Raw genomic sequence first — 15,260 nt, 5'->3', positions numbered from 1 at the left:
TTCGCAACCAAGCATGTTTTGAATAGTCTAGACTAAGATTAATTGTAAAACAGTATTTTACATTTTCGCTATATCATCGAAACGCAAAAATTCTACTGTTATAAAAAGTGGGGCGCGGAGGTCCTTTATGAACCAGAAAAGCACCACGTCAACGCCATTGGCTCGCCTGCAACGATCAACGCTGAACCGGTTGCCTGATAATTTACGTTTGCCTCGGTATGACATAGATGAGTTGGGTAAAGGTATCCTGCACTTTGGATGTGGTGCCTTTCATCGCGCTCACCAGGCGATGGCGACCCAACGTGCCATTGAGGCTGAAGGGCGAGAAGGTTTACGTTGGGGAATTGCTTCAGCCAGTATGGTTCGGCCTAATACACCTGAGGCCTTGCGCCCTCAACAAGGGCTTTATTCATTGGTGGAGCGTTCAGCAGAGCGTGATCACATTGAGATTATTGGAGCATTGTCCGAAGTCATCCATGCCCCCTCCGACGAACAGGGTATGGCTGCTAGGCTGGCAGAACCAGAAACACGTATTGCAACGTTAACCATCACGGACCGTGGATATTTTCTTGACCCTTCCACGCATCGTCTGGATAGTCAGAATGAACAGATTCAGGCTGATGTGGGGGCAGAGCGGCCTGCCACGGCGATCGGATCGATAGTGAGAGGTCTTCAATTAACACGCGATGCCGGACATACTCCCCCTGTCATTATATGCTGCGATAACCTGACATCCAATGGGCGTACCCTGAGACAAGCTGTCTTGGATTTTGCCGGGCTTGAAGACGACTCCCTTGTCGATTGGATTGAGCGTAATGTCCAGTTTCCCAATACCATGGTTGATCGTATTGCGCCCTCTATAACCGATAAGGATATAGAAGCCATTGATTCGCTTTTAGGTGTTCATGATGCGGCACCCGTAGTTTCCGAACCTTTTTTTGATTGGGTAATAGAGGATTTCGATGGGCCACGTCCTAAATGGGAAGAGGCCGGTGCCCGTTTTGTCTCGGATGTTGAGCCTTTTGAAATTGCCAAATTACGGTTGCTTAATGGCACGCACATGCTACTCGCCTACATTGGGGCACTTGCAGGCTATAACACGATTGCTGAATCGATAGGGGACCCTTTGATCAAGCGGCTGACAGAACGTTTTATGCGGTCAGAACAGGGGCCCACGGTTCCGATGTCGCGTCTTCATCGGGATCAATATATTGGCAACCTACTTGAGCGCTTTGAAAATCCGGCCATTCATCATGAAGTAGGACGGGTTGGGCGCAATGGTTCCCTAAAGCTAGCGACTCGTTTGTTGGAGCCCATGCGTTATAATTTGGCAGAACGACGGGATACACCATGCACGATTCTTGCAATTGCTGCATGGATTCGCTGGTTTGCTCTTCTGGATAAATCGGGGACAGCAGTGCGCATTGATGATCCTAACAAGGAAACGATATATAACCTGTGTCGGGTAACGCGAGAAAATCCCTTGCTTCGAGCCGAAGTGTTTCTCGAATATGACGAGGTCTTTGGTGAGGAGCTTCCGCGGCAGGATAAAGTCTTGAATGAGCTGGCAAGGGCAATAAACAATCTGCATCGCTATGATTTGAATGAAGTGATGGCAGCTACGCTTGATGAGACTATTCTGGGTAAGCATTATCCTGATTTACTGGACTCGTGATTGTAATCATGAGGTTTAGTAAAAATCGTGAGACATGTTTGCCCAGAAAGTCCACATAGCTTCATTTTACTGCTGGGATTTCAGTATGGGGGCGAGATACTCGGCGACATCTTCCAGACTGTTTTCGATGCGGAAAGCAGTATTTTTCATCTCTTCTGTAGGCGGAAGCATGTCGGGTACCATGATGACTCGAATATGAGCTGCGTGTGCCGCCCGTATACCATTATAGGAATCTTCCAGAGCCAAACAATTTGCGGGGGAAACGCCCAAGGCACTGGCAGCTGCAAGATAAGGTTCAGCATTGGGCTTACCCTGGCTAACATCATCGCGTGTAATAATTGATTGAAAGCGCTCAAATATACCCGCAAGTTTCAAGTGGTGGTCTGTTCTGTAGCGGCTGGAAGAGGTCGCTATAGCACGAGGAATCTTATATTCATCCAAAAGATCAAGTAACGTGTTTACACCCTTTTTGGTCACTAGCCGCCCATTATCGACCATCCGGCGCAATACGATTTCCTGCGTTTCGAAGAATTTATGAAGAGGGAAATCTTCCCCATAGGATTTCGTCACCATTTTTCTACATTGGTCAGCTGGTGCTCCGATCATGCCGCGACAAAAATCATCAGGCATATCATAGCCGAGCTCTCTTCCTGCCTCGACCAGGGCTTCCATTGCCAGTGTCTCAGAATCTAATAAAAGACCATCCATATCGAAAATAAAGGCATTGATAGACGAGTTGCTATGGTTGCTGTGGGGCATTCCGGATCTCCTGCTGATTGCCCTGGGGGCGTTTAACTAATGAGGGCTTCCCGTGTGAGGCAAATGGCTTTTCGTCGTGCGTCCGCGCTAATTACGCTCTAGCTAGCATAGCAAAGATTACTGATTTTCTCTTTTAACAAGTCATTGTTGTGGAAAGTGTATCTGTTTTGGCTTCGGATGGCTCAATGTTTCACGTGAAACATGTCTTATACATGTGTGTCGATTACGTTGAAATAAGCGACTTCGCAAAATGTTGAGGTGGAGCTATGGAAGAGAGCCCTTCAAATATTATGGGTGGAGAGGTTTTGATGTGCCGTTTTTCTATTCATGACTTCAAATAGCATCAGGCCACTGGCTATTGAAAGATTCAGCGAGTCGGTCCTTCCACGCATGGGGATTTTTGCCATAAAATCACAAGCATTTTCGAGCGTAGAGGTAATGCCGTCCTTTTCCGTGCCCATAACGATAATAGTGGGGGCAGAGTAGGAAAGGTCACGATAATCCTGACTGCGTGTCAGCCCTGTCCCTACCAGTTCAAATGCGCTTTGTTTGGCCCATTCTATAAAAGTATCTCGTGTGGATTTGACCAATGATATTCCGAAGAGGGCACCCGTGCTCGCGCGCATGGCCTCTGGCGAATAGGGGTCACAGGATTTATCCAGTAGGATAACGCCGCGGGCACCAGCAGCCTCAGCCGTACGAATGATGGTACCCACATTGCCAGGATCACGTGGAGCTTCCAGCGCGATCCATGCGTGGTTGGGCTCGCTCTTTATCTCTTCTAGCGCCAACCAGCGTTGATCACAGACGGCGATGGCCAAATGTGGGTTGCTACGGGACGAAAAACTGCTGAGTACCTCTGTTGTAGTGGGTAAAAGCTCTGGCGAGGCTGTTATCGTTTGGATGCGGTGTAACAGGTGTTGCAATTCCTTCGACTGTGGCAGTGCTGATTCATCGAAAATCAGGGTAGTTATGGGAGCTGCATTGTCGAGGCCTTCTTCTATGGCACGTATCCCTTCAACCAAATGCGAGGCCGTTTGCTCCCGATATTTTCGATCCTTGAGCTTTCGAATTGTTTTGATACGAGGATTCGATGCACTGGTAATCAACATGAAAATTCCGCAGAGGCTTAATGGCAGTAATTTGTACAAGTATTCGTTGTACAGAAGAAGACTTGCTAATCAGTCGAGCGAATGAAAACCATCCATTTGGCGATAATCAACCGCAGGCACCTTGCTGATGGTGTTGCTATCAGGTACTGGAATCATCCTCTTCGGGAAGGTGGTCATCCAAAAAGCCCAGATCCAATTGCTGATCGCTAGAGGAAATAAAGGCTTTTGGTCGTTGAAGGCGACTCAAACGCATCGTCAGTTGTTCACTGGCTTCATCTACAGCATTTGTTAGAAGATCGATGGCCTCACGTTGTTCATCCAGCCGTTGCTTCAAGGATGCAATTTCATCCTGATATTTAAGGATATCCTGCTGTTCCAGATGCCGCTCACTATGTGACACCAACGCAAGTAATGTATGGCAGTCGCCTAATGTAAATCCAAGACTTTTGGCACGAAGGATCATTTCCAACGTGGCACGATCCTCTGGTCCATAGACACGTTCCTGCCCCCGGCGCTCCGGATCTATCAATCCTTGTTCTTCATAAAAACGGATTGTGCGGGTGGTGACACCCAATTCACGAGCAAGAGCAGAGATCGACAGGCTGTCAGTCATGGCAGCAAACCCAAGAGTTAATGAAAACGCATTGCATCATTATGGCAGATTACAATCGACTTTTTCTCACGATCGAATATACGCATATACGGGGATACAATCTGAATAGCGTTGCTATTGTATGCGCTTGCTGCCAACGAAAAAAGCGACAGTTTGCTTTGGCCCGTATTTCTTGTTGAAAAAGGTGCCTGTTTCCCTGCCTGATGGATATGACAACGCTGTATGTGTCTATCGTAGCTTGGGCTTGAAACAACGTATCAATGTTCTGGAGAAACAGGTTATTGCAGTAGAAGACATCCTTGTAATGCGTTAGTCTGTTTTTATATACAGTGCACTTAAGAGCTTAAGGTTTCCATGAGTCATCCGGATATTGACCCTCTCTATTATCTGGATAATTTCCAGTACCTGATTGATTGGATATCAACGCGTTACGATGATCTCCTGAATATCCCCGAACGTGTATTTATCAGTCAGTTTCGCCAGTTGTCCGGGCCCGCACAGGCACTGCTGGTTCGCCTCATTATGCGTAAAGGCAAGTTTTTTCGACTGGGGAAACTTTCATATCCTGAAATAGCCAATGACAAACCCCTTGCAGAAACAGTTCGTGAACTTGTATCTGCGGGATTAGTGAGCTGTACTCCCGATCTTTCACTCGCTGAACTTTTTGTGCTGTTTCGGCGCGATGAATTGGAAAAATTTCTACCTGTGGAAAAAGGTGTTACGAAAGCCCAATGGATGGCCTCTCTGGAAGGTATGTACTCGAAGAGTCAACCATTTGAGGAATGGGCTCCGGATTTCGATGAACATGTGATCAAGCTGCTTGATTCATCCCTGTATGAATATCTCAGGCTGATTTTTTTCGGCAATATGCGCCAGGATTTTTCCGAATTTGTGCTGGCTGACTTGGGCCTTAGCACTTATGAATCAGTCGACTTTGACCAGCACTCCCGCGGTTTTCATGAACGTGAAGATATTGAAGCCTACATGCGTGTGTATGCGGTACGTCTGTATCTGAATGAGATTCTGGAAGAAAGTAAACGCTCACTGTTGGATAGATGGCCGGTGGAGGAGGAGGGGGCTTCATCGGCACGTTACTCATACGATGGTCACAGTGTCGATCGAAAAGTTGAGATGGGTAGCGTCGCATTGGATTCGGATGAAGTAATCTCCATGCCCGGTCTGGATGTGCTGGATTATTTGAGGGCAACTCACGCTTCTGTGGACCATTGGGTTATCCAGAGGGTATTACTGACACCAATTACAGTGGAATGGATTGACCAGCGACGCCAGCGAGTCCTTTTCAAATATGCGGAAGCCGCTGCCAAGTATAATGCATGTGAGTATTCACTATTTCTGTATGCGCAATGTGACGCACCGGGTGCGAAAGTGAAATGGTTACGTTTATTGGAACGTCTTCACCGTAAGGAAGAAGCTTACGAGCGCGTGTGTGTTGCCATGAAATTGCCTTTGAATCAGATAGAAGAGCAACAGTTGGGGCGTATTTATACACGCCTGGTCAAGCGCTTTGGAGAACCCACGCGGGAGGTTAAGGAGCCCATGAATAATAGTCATGATGTCAGTAGGCGCTCACTTCTCGTCGATGCTAAAAGAAAAACACGTTCCTCGGAGATTGATGACATCTCCTTCAAGCTGCAATCAAGACAGCACTCCTCTGTCGAACAGGCCGTTGCTACCGCATTGAGTGAGCCAAAAGGGCCAGTTTTTTACGTTGAAAATCTTTTGATGAATGCACTCTTTGGACTGCTTTTTTGGAAGGCTATTTATGCGCCTATACAAGGCGCCTTTTTTCATCCTTTTCATAATGGACCTGTTGACCTCTTTCGCCCTGATTTTATCGAGAAGCGTAAGCCTCTTTTTGATGAAGGGTTTGCGTCCCTGCGGGATGGGCGTTACACGGCGATCATCCTGGATTGTTTCCATCAAAAGCAGGGCGTTCTTTCCCCTTTCGTCTTCTGGGCTGCATTGAGTGAATCGCTTATCACAGAGGCATTGACCTGTATCCCTGCCGAGCATCTTTTCGTCTGGTTTCAATGGATGATTCAGGATCTGAAACATAACCGTACCGGTTTCCCGGATCTTATCCAGTTCTGGCCGGATGAACAGAGATACCGAATGATTGAGGTGAAAGGACCGGGTGACCGCTTGCAGGACAACCAACGGCGGCTGATTGCCTATGGACGGGAACATGACTTTCCTATAGAGGTCTGCTGGGTAAGTTGGATTGAAGACGAGGAATGTACGCCACCCACACTAACTGCTGAATTGACCGATTGCGCAGAGAATATTGCCCCTGCCTCAGAGGAATTTGGGCATCATGCTTCAACTGCCACTATAGGTGCAATGGAGAAGGGCTTACCACAGAAGGATAAAACCTAGTGGGCTTTCGTATCGCCGTCAGAGCGCTTTGCGAGTTTGTCGCCAAGGAGGGGGACCTCGACCTGCGCTTTACGCCGTCCCCTACTGCGCTCGAAGGGATCGAAGGTCATGCCCTGGTAGCGTCTCGTCGAGATGACGAATACATGAGTGAGCTTCCTCTAAAAGGAGAGTTCGACGATTTACAAATAAGTGGTCGGGCAGACGGCTATGATCCTCGCAAAAAACGCCTCGAAGAAGTAAAGACACATCGTGGATTGCTGGAGCGCCAACCTGCAAACCATCGTGTTTTACACTGGGCGCAGCTTAAAGTGTATGGCTTTCTGGCTTGTGAGCATTTTGGCCTTGAAAACATAGAACTGGCACTCATTTATTTCGATGTCGATCGGGAACGTGAAACCCCGTTGGTTGAAAAATACTCACGCCAGTCTTTGGAAATTTTTTTCAATTCACTGTGCAAGAAATTTCTGATGTGGGCTCGGCAGGAAGCGGCGCATGTTTCGAAACGTACAGAAGCATTGAACATACTTGCTTTCCCAAAACCGGCCTTCAGGCAGGGGCAGAGGGATCTGGCTGAATCGGTATACAAGGCAGCCAGACTTCAACGTACCTTGATGTTGCAGGCGCCTACGGGCCTGGGTAAAACGCTCGGAACACTTTTTCCCTTACTCAAGGCGATGCCTGACAGCCGTCTTGATCGTATTTTTTTTCTTACTGCAAAAACAACGGGTCGACAGTTGGCGATTGATGCTCTTGATATGATCAATCAAGGGTTGTTCGCTCAGGAAAAGATTCGTGGTGTCGAGTTGATTGCGCGTGAGCGGAGTTGTGAACATCCCGACCTGGCCTGTCATGGGGAGAGTTGCCCGCTCGCCAGGGGTTTTTACGATCGCGTGCCTCAGGCAAGGAAAGTGGCTGTCAGATACGTTCAGTTGAAAGGCGCTGTGCTGGATGCGGCAACCCTGCGTGCCATTGCGCTCAAGTCAGATATTTGCCCTTATTATTTCGGTCAGGAGATGGCTCGTTGGGCCGATGTTTCAGTTGGCGACTATAACCACTACTTTGGGCTTGGCGGTATGCTCTTTGCGCTGTCCCGGCAACTGAACTGGCGCGTTGCAACGCTATTGGACGAAGCGCATAACATGGTGGAACGTGGTCGGCTCATGTTCTCGGCGGAACTCAGTGGATATGCCATCAAACAAGTGGCACGGGAGGCTCCCAAGGGGTTTGCACGTAGCTTTCAACGGTTACTGAAAATATTACGTGAGTCTGTACAGGTAGAGCTCGGCAATGGAACACCCAACAGCACATCTCAACACGGGAAACCTGAAAAGGCCGGGTTACTACCTCAAATGCCATCGGCGCTTATTTCAGAGATGCTTTCTCTTACGGCGCGTATAGGCGAGCGACTGGCTGACCAACCTGATCAGCCTCTGGATTCGGGGTTGATGTCCCTTTATCTGGAAATGCTGCATTTCCTGCGCGTTCATGAAATACATGACCCGCGCTTCTTCCAGTATGAAGTTGAATATTCACGCAGGGATGAGCGTTATCCGGTCTTGAGGCTCAAAAACAATGTGCCCGCGCCTTATCTTGCACCCCGTTTTGAGGCAACACATACCTCGGTACTGTTTTCCGCCACGCTGATAACAGGCGAATATTATCGGCTGTTACTTGGATTGCCGACTGATACGGTTTGGAAAGAGATTGATTCACCCTTCAAATCGAGCCAGTTAAAGGTACACCTTGTTCGAAATATCTCGACACGTTATCGGGATCGTCACTCTTCCATTCAGCCGATAGCGACGTTGATTCAGTATGCTTTCGAACAGCAACAGGGTAATTATCTAGCTTTCTTCAGCAGTTTTGATTATCTCCAGCAAGTAGCTGAGTATTTGGAAACTGCCGCGCCGACGATTCCTGTATGGAAACAGCATCGTTATATGGATGAAACAGCCCGACGTGATTTCATTAATCGTTTCGAGCAAGACGGTGTGGGTATTGGATTCGCGGTACTGGGGGGAGTATTCGGAGAGGGAATAGATTTACCCGGTAATCGATTGGTGGGCGCTTTTGTTGCGACATTGGGACTTCCCCAATTTAATCCTTTCAATCAGGCGTTGAAGGAACAGCTAACCTCCCTGTTTGGAGCGAATGCTTCAGAAGATAGAGGGTGGAACGCGGGCCAAGTGTCTGGTGCTGGCGACATGGGCTATCGCTTTGCGTATCTGTATCCGGGGATGACAAAGGTGATTCAGGCGGCGGGTCGAGTCATTCGTAGTGAACAGGATATTGGCCAGTTATGGCTGATTGATGATCGCTTTGCCGAATCCAATATCCGGGCGCTATTACCGGTATGGTGGCAATTATCGTCCTGATTGAGAAGTCCGGGAAGAAAATAACAGGCAAGCTGCTTATGGCAGTAGGTAGCGCTTAGTAAGAAATACGTTTGTTGGAGCGTGCTGGCCAAAGATAATAAACAGAATGCATAAAAAAACAGTCCGTTATAAACGGACTGTTTCTATAGAATCTGTCATCCGGCTGCTAAAGCAGCGAGGAAGTTAGATCGGTTTGATGTTGGATGCCTGCAGGCCTTTACGACCTTGAGTCACGTCGAAAGAGACTTTCTGACCATCCTGGAGGGATTTAAAGCCATCAGCCTGAATTTCGGAGAAGTGGGCAAACAGATCATCACCGCCGTCGTCCGGAGAAATGAAGCCGAAGCCTTTGGCGTCGTTAAACCATTTGACAGTACCAGTTGCCATTCGATGTTCCTTAGTCACGCATAAAGCGCTTGTTTCTTTGCATAATGCCGGGTGTTACCCGAGTGATAAGGCCGACAAGGATATTCACCCAATTTCGGGAATCCAAAGTGGATTTCCGAGGTCTTGCTGAATAATTCTTGTAACCTGATTAGCATCCTGCCCCTTGGAAGGCATACCGTCAAGCATCAAATGCACAAAAAGCCAATATTTAATACATTTGTTGTATGTTTGTCATAAATTAGACAGTAATTTTCGCTTTTTTAGTGCTGAACATGTGAATGTAGTTGAGTGTTTCCTGCTTTTATTTTCTTTATCTTCCTGCCCGGCAAAATTACCATAGATACATCATTTTATATTTTACCCGGTTTGCCTGTCAGGGTTTTGCCTTTTAAAGGAGTTTTCAATGAAGCTGACCAGCCACAACTTTTCCGAAGGTGAGTATATCCCCGGTCCACTGGCTTTTGCCGTTCCCGATACGAAAAATCACTTTGCTCTGTCCAGCGACCGCAATCCACAGCTTGCCTGGAGCGATATACCAGAAGGAACCGAATCGTTTGTGATCTTGTGCCATGATCCGGATGTCCCCAGTGTTATTGACGATGTTAATCAGGAGGGGAAAGTCATTTCTGCCTCACTGCCTCGTGTCGATTTTTATCACTGGTTGCTATGGAATATCCCCGCCAATGTACAGAGTATCGAAGAAGGAGCTCAATCAAACGGTGTCACCCTAAAAGGAAAAGAGGGCCCAGAGGCACCGCAAGGTTTCCAGCATGGTATCAATAACTATACGGATTTTATGGCGGGTAACCCTGATATGGCAGGTACCTATTTCGGTTACGATGGTCCATGCCCCCCCTGGAATGATGAGCTGGTGCATCGTTATACCTTCACGGTGTATGCCATCGATGCCAAACATTTGCCCGTAGAAGGCGCACCCACTAGTCAGAACGTATTGGTTGCACTAGATCAAGTGAATGTGCTGGGGAAAGCGAGCCTTACTGGCTTGTATACCCTTAATGACAAAGCGGTTGAACCGAAGAAGTGATGTTTTCGCTGATCTTTGTCAGCCGCTCAGGCCGATAAACTTTGAGATGGAACATCAGCGCTGATTACGCATTTCATGTCATTTGGTGGGGTGCTAGAGTGCCTTGATTATCGGTTCATGGATGTAAAAAGGATATTTGAATGAAGATTATCGTGCCGATCAAGCGTGTTATTGATCACGCTGTACGAGTACGGCCAGGTAAGGATGGCAGGAGTGTTGAAGCTGCCAGCGCTACCATGGCGATCAACCCATTCTGCGAAATTGCGCTCGAAGAAGCTGTTCGTTTAAAGGAGCAGGGGATAGCCGATGAGGTTGTGACCGTCTCTATCGGGGGGAGTGAAACTCAAGAGCAGCTGCGCGCTTCCCTGGCAGTGGGGGCTGATCGCGCGATTTTGATAGAAAGCGAAAATACCCTCGACCCATTATCAATCGCACGCATCCTGACAGGCCTGGTTCATCAGGAAGAGCCTGCCATTGTATTATTGGGCAAGCAGGCCATTGATAGCGATGATAATCAGGTAGGTCAGATGCTGGCCGGGTTGTTGAACTGGCCCCAGGCGACCTTTGCCTCGCAAGTCACCTTTGATGAAAACAGTGAAAATATTCGGGTTGTCCGTGAAGTGGATGGCGGGCTGGAAACACTTCAATTACCTCTACCTGCTGTCATTACGACAGATTTACGCCTGAATGGACCGCGTTATGCGCGATTGCCCGACATCATGAAAGCACGTAAGAAAACGATAGAGGTACGGCCTCTGGATGAGTTGAATATCGAGTTGATACATCAGTTGGATATTCTCGCAATTGAGGAACCCGAACAACGTTCAGGGGCCAATCTTCTGCCCTCTGTGGATGCATTGATTGATCAGCTTAAAACTGTCGATAAGGTGATTTCATGAGTATTTTAGTATTGATTGAACATCATCACGGCAAATTGGCTGCTTCCAATGCGCGTGTTATGGCGGCCGCTCAGCAGTTGGCTGAATTAACTCAGGATTCGAACATTCAGGCATTGGTTGTAGGTTCCGATATTGCTGATGTAGCACAACAAGCCGCACGTTTATCAGGTGTTTCATCTGTATTGGTGGCAGAAGACCAACGCTATGAAGGGATGACCGCTGCCCCCGTTGCAGCCACACTCGCTGACCAAGGCAAACAATTTACCCATGTATTGGCGGCTGCTTCCAGTGAAGGCAAGGATATTCTTCCTCGGGCAGCTGCGTTGTTGGGGGTAAGCCAGGTCTCGGATATCGTATCCATCGTTGATGAATCGACTTACAAACGGCCTATCTATGCAGGGTCCCTGATAGCTACGGTTCGCAACGGCGCACCTATACAGGTTTTGACCGTGCGTCCAACGGCATTCAATCCTGTGGATGAGCAGGCTCCTGCAAGTATCGACGCTGTTCAGCCAGTAGGTGAAACATTGGGGGTACAGGTTGTTTCAGCGGTCTATGACGAGAGTGATCGTCCCGATTTGACGACTGCCCGCGTGGTGGTTAGTGGTGGTCGTGGTGTGGGCAGCAAGGAAAATTTTGCTCTGATTGAGCAATTGGCTGACAAACTCAATGGTGCGGTAGGGGCATCCCGTGCGGCAGTCGATGCTGGCTATGTTCCAAATGATGCTCAGGTGGGGCAAACGGGTAAGGTCGTTGCGCCTGACCTCTATATTGCCGTGGGTATCTCAGGCGCTGTACAGCATCTGGCAGGCATGCAAGGGGCTAAAATTGTGGTCGCTATCAATCAGGATGAAGAGGCACCTATATTTGCGAACGCGGATTACGGGTTGGTAGGGGATCTTTTCGAGATTGTACCTGAGCTTACAAAAAAACTTTAATGTGATAGCAGTGGCATTATGAGTTTTTTGTGGCGCGTAAAAACAGGGCTTCATGCGCGATGCAGGTCATATAGCCAACAAGTTCCACGAGATGTTCGGCACTTTCTGGCTGACAGATGGCAAAGCTATAACGCATGAAGGTAGGAGTATCGACATTTTGAAGAGCTTCTTTTAGCCCTTCATGAGAAGAAATCGAGATAACATCTATATTATCGGAAGAAATGCGATTGCTACGCTGCCAACGTGCCAGCTGCGGAGTAAGTTCTGAAATGTCATTACCATACAGGAGCACGGAGTGCTGAACGCCTGTCGAATGATAAGTATTGGAAAAGTAGGGAGACGGTTTCATTATATCCAGACATCCTGTTCCGATGAGCTTGCCGGGAGAGCTCTCCGGAAAGCGGCTTTAGCGGAATTTATAACCATTTGGTGCTGACCAAATAGTGTTGGCACGCCCCGCAATTTGCTTATTAAATCGGCGTAACATAATGCTAAAACGTTATGTGTAAAATGTCACCTACTACATGGTATTCACCTAATGTGTAACGTTCACAAAAAGTAACCAATAAAGTTCAAACGATACCTCTTTCACATGAATCTTTTGTGAGGTGGCATCGCGGAATCATGGGCTATGGTTTATGCTTGGTCTTTATTTCAACGCCTGGGAACGGTTTTAATGGGCGCAGTTAGGCACATGACTTCATGGGGCACTATTTTAGTATTCGAAATAGTGGTTCCCTTCGTATTAGCGAGCAGCCTTGAGTTTGGCTATTTACCGTTGGTTGTAGCGGCACTGTCACATACACTGGCATTGGGCATTGTCGCTCGTATGCATCAGAAAATTTCATTACTGGCAGCATTGCTACTTTGCCTTTGTAATCTTGCCACGCTGATGCATAGCCATAGTATTAGCGCACTTTATTTTTTATTGGTGCATGCTTACGGTTATTAATAAAACGGATACTCCCTCAATACGTTCAAGAACCTTGACCTGACCAACAGGAAGATCACATATCGCCGTAATGCGGGCCATTACCACCTTCAGCCGGTGTCCATATAATATTTTGTGCAGGATCCTTGATGTCGCAGGTCTTGCATTGGATACAGTTCTGGAAGTTTATTCTGAATACCGGACCATCGCTCTCATCAAGAACCTCGTATACCCCTGCTGGGCAATAGCGCGTGGCTGGCTCTCCATAACGTGGTAAATTATCTCTAATGGGGATTGAGCTATCCTTCAGTATCAAATGTGATGGCTGGTTCTCTTCATAGTAGACATTAGCAAGTTGTACCGACGAAGCTCGATCGAAACTTAACGTATTATCTGGGCGTGGATAGTGGATACGCTCAACTTCATCCACTGTCTGAAGAGAAGCATGATCCGGTGTATCGTCGCGGAAGGTCGGTAGTTTACCCCCCAGCCATTGATTGGCAAGGTTCCAGGCTCCTCCTGCTAACGGGCCAAGCTTGTGCAGGGCTGAATTGAATCCCTTGCCTCTCGCATGCTCTTTCCCCGCCCAGCTATTTGCCCAATTGGTGTTCAGGTTATTTAGCCCGAGTGAAGCAGAATAATTCTCTTCAGTTGCATTCAGCAGAGTATCCGCAGCAATCATGCCCGATTTCATGGCCATGTGAATCCCTTTCAAGCGTGCAACGTCGAGTGTGCCTGCATTACACCCTAACAGGGCGCCCCCGGGAAATGAGAAGTTGGGTAGTGCTTCCGGTCCCCCCTTGGTTAATGTGCGGGAGGCATAGCCAATGCGCTCACCCTCTCTCAAGACGCTGCTGAATAAAGGATGTTGCTTCATGCGTTGAAATTCATCGAAGGGGGAAAGCCATGGATTGCAGTAATTCAGATCTACGATGAGCCCGATCGCTACTCGGCAATCCTCCAGGTGATAAAGAAACCAGCCTCCCGTCGTGGGTTTGGCTTCGGAACGATGATGTATCAATGGCCAACCGCCACCATGCATGACTTTACCAGCACGGTGCTGGGCTGCTGGAATCTCCCATATTTCTTTCAGGCCAATACCGTAATGTTGGGTAGCGGTCCCTGTATCCAGACCAAAATGGGCAATGAGCTGTTTGCCAAGATGGCCACGAGACCCTTCCGCGAATAGCGTATGGCGCGCCCTCAATTCCATGCCGGGAACATAGTTGCGCTTGTGAGAGCCGTCTGCAGCAACACCAAGTGCTCCAGTAACGACACCTTGAACCCTTTCGTTTTCAATGATGAGGGACTGGGCTGCAAAACCGCTAAAGATATCCACACCCAATTGCTCTGCCTTTTTCCCCAACCAGCGACAAAACACTCCTTCGCTAATGAGGTAATTGGGCGATAACCGTTCCTTCTTGCCTTGAGCGATATCATGAAGATCATCCTTTTCAGCATCTTTATCGACAGTGATAGAGGCTTGAGTCTGGTTATGCAGACTCTTGGGGACGAATGGGGCAGGAATGCGAAGACTTGTATTTTCCGAGAGTAACCAGTGGAAACTGTCTTCCGAAACAGTAAGTGTTACGGGCGCCTGTTCGTTCACCCAGTTGGGGAAGAGCTCATCCAGTGCGCGCGTATCAAAAACAGCGCCGGAGACGCTGTGAGCACCTATCTCAGCCCCTTTTTCCAATACACAGACACTCAGCTCCCGGCCTTGCGCGTTTGCCCGTTGCTTAAGCCGGCAAGCAGCTGCTAAACCCGCAGGGCCTGCGCCTACAATGATGACGTCGAACTCCATGACCTCTGTTTCCATTACTGTTCTCTTCAAACTCCGGCTAGCTGACATAAGGTGTTGGGATATGGGCTGGGCGCGTTCTTTTCAGCGCACATTATATATTAAGCTGAGGTTATGATAATTATCTTCGTGTCACACCACGAGGCCAAGTCGTGTCATGACAATGATTGGATATAAAAAGGGGCTAAAGCACGTGTTATTGGCATCATGATCTTAACGGTTTTGTGAAACATTCTAGCATGCCAGTGCTATCTGCCAGAATGATGGATATATCGTCAGGCTCATCTTTTGCGTCTTTGCTGGGCCGACTGTGAGTAGCATTAATGTT

At 48.1% G+C, this 15,260-nt stretch carries 13 protein-coding genes; 7 read left to right on the top strand and 6 right to left on the bottom strand.

Annotation, left to right across the window (positions count from 1 at the left end):
• The first annotated feature begins 127 nt into the window (after positions 1-127).
• A complete protein-coding gene (locus LMG33818_RS07945) occupies positions 128-1,675 on the top strand; it encodes a mannitol dehydrogenase family protein (RefSeq protein WP_442322825.1) in 1,548 nt (515 codons plus the stop codon).
• Positions 1,676-1,741: 66 nt separating this feature from the next.
• Here LMG33818_RS07945 and LMG33818_RS07940 read toward each other — a convergent pair whose 3' ends face one another.
• The 3 genes from LMG33818_RS07940 to LMG33818_RS07930 all read right to left on the bottom strand — a co-directional run bounded on the left by LMG33818_RS07940 (position 1,742) and on the right by LMG33818_RS07930 (position 4,159).
• Positions 1,742-2,434 carry an HAD family hydrolase gene (locus tag LMG33818_RS07940; RefSeq protein ID WP_442322824.1) on the bottom strand — a complete coding sequence of 231 codons (693 nt, stop codon included), beginning with the start codon at positions 2,432-2,434 and terminating at the stop codon, positions 1,742-1,744.
• Positions 2,435-2,715: 281 nt separating this feature from the next.
• Complete coding sequence (locus tag LMG33818_RS07935) at positions 2,716-3,546, bottom strand: TrmH family RNA methyltransferase (protein WP_442322823.1); 831 nt, start codon at positions 3,544-3,546, stop codon at positions 2,716-2,718.
• 139 nt (positions 3,547-3,685) lie between these two features.
• Positions 3,686-4,159 (bottom strand): MerR family transcriptional regulator, encoded by a 474-nt coding sequence (locus tag LMG33818_RS07930; protein WP_442322822.1) that lies wholly within the window; start codon positions 4,157-4,159, stop codon positions 3,686-3,688.
• A 354-nt stretch (positions 4,160-4,513) separates the two neighbouring features.
• Between LMG33818_RS07930 and LMG33818_RS07925 the strand changes: the two genes are divergently transcribed.
• Positions 4,514-6,556: a VRR-NUC domain-containing protein gene (locus LMG33818_RS07925; RefSeq protein ID WP_442322821.1), complete on the top strand. Its 2,043-nt coding sequence runs from the start codon at positions 4,514-4,516 to the stop codon at positions 6,554-6,556.
• Positions 6,556-8,931, top strand: coding sequence for an ATP-dependent DNA helicase (locus tag LMG33818_RS07920; RefSeq protein ID WP_442322820.1), 2,376 nt, complete (start codon positions 6,556-6,558; stop codon positions 8,929-8,931). The genes LMG33818_RS07925 and LMG33818_RS07920 overlap by 1 nt, the downstream gene beginning before the upstream one ends.
• Before the next feature lie 183 nt (positions 8,932-9,114).
• Here the strand turns inward: LMG33818_RS07920 and LMG33818_RS07915 are convergent, their stop codons facing one another.
• Complete coding sequence (locus LMG33818_RS07915; protein WP_442322819.1) at positions 9,115-9,318, bottom strand: cold-shock protein; 204 nt, start codon at positions 9,316-9,318, stop codon at positions 9,115-9,117.
• 403 nt (positions 9,319-9,721) lie between these two features.
• On the opposite strand from LMG33818_RS07915, the gene LMG33818_RS07910 reads away from it, so the two are divergent.
• The 3 genes from LMG33818_RS07910 to LMG33818_RS07900 all read left to right on the top strand — a co-directional run bounded on the left by LMG33818_RS07910 (position 9,722) and on the right by LMG33818_RS07900 (position 12,200).
• On the top strand, positions 9,722-10,363 hold the full coding sequence (locus LMG33818_RS07910) for a YbhB/YbcL family Raf kinase inhibitor-like protein (RefSeq protein WP_442322818.1): 642 nt from the start codon (positions 9,722-9,724) through the stop codon (positions 10,361-10,363).
• 140 nt (positions 10,364-10,503) lie between these two features.
• The gene (locus tag LMG33818_RS07905; RefSeq protein WP_442322817.1) at positions 10,504-11,262 is read left to right on the top strand and encodes an electron transfer flavoprotein subunit beta/FixA family protein; all 759 of its coding nucleotides are present in this window, start codon (positions 10,504-10,506) and stop codon (positions 11,260-11,262) included.
• Complete coding sequence (locus LMG33818_RS07900) at positions 11,259-12,200, top strand: electron transfer flavoprotein subunit alpha/FixB family protein (protein ID WP_442322816.1); 942 nt, start codon at positions 11,259-11,261, stop codon at positions 12,198-12,200. The genes LMG33818_RS07905 and LMG33818_RS07900 overlap by 4 nt, the downstream gene beginning before the upstream one ends.
• 16 nt (positions 12,201-12,216) lie before the next feature.
• Here LMG33818_RS07900 and LMG33818_RS07895 read toward each other — a convergent pair whose 3' ends face one another.
• On the bottom strand, positions 12,217-12,549 hold the full coding sequence (locus LMG33818_RS07895; protein ID WP_442322815.1) for a hypothetical protein: 333 nt from the start codon (positions 12,547-12,549) through the stop codon (positions 12,217-12,219).
• 345 nt (positions 12,550-12,894) lie between these two features.
• Here LMG33818_RS07895 and LMG33818_RS07890 point away from each other — a divergent pair, with 345 nt between their 5' ends.
• Entirely contained in the window at positions 12,895-13,152 is a 258-nt protein-coding gene (locus LMG33818_RS07890) for a hypothetical protein (protein ID WP_442322814.1), read from the top strand.
• A 55-nt stretch (positions 13,153-13,207) separates the two neighbouring features.
• Here the strand turns inward: LMG33818_RS07890 and LMG33818_RS07885 are convergent, their stop codons facing one another.
• Positions 13,208-14,950: an electron transfer flavoprotein-ubiquinone oxidoreductase gene (locus LMG33818_RS07885; RefSeq protein WP_442322813.1), complete on the bottom strand. Its 1,743-nt coding sequence runs from the start codon at positions 14,948-14,950 to the stop codon at positions 13,208-13,210.
• Positions 14,951-15,260 lie beyond the last annotated feature (310 nt).

This window comes from Cernens ardua, assembly GCF_051251085.1.
Taxonomy (GTDB): domain Bacteria; phylum Pseudomonadota; class Gammaproteobacteria; order Pseudomonadales; family Halomonadaceae; genus Cernens; species Cernens ardua.
Note: the sequence above shows the minus strand (reverse complement) of the source record. Positions and strands in the feature narration are given on the sequence as shown.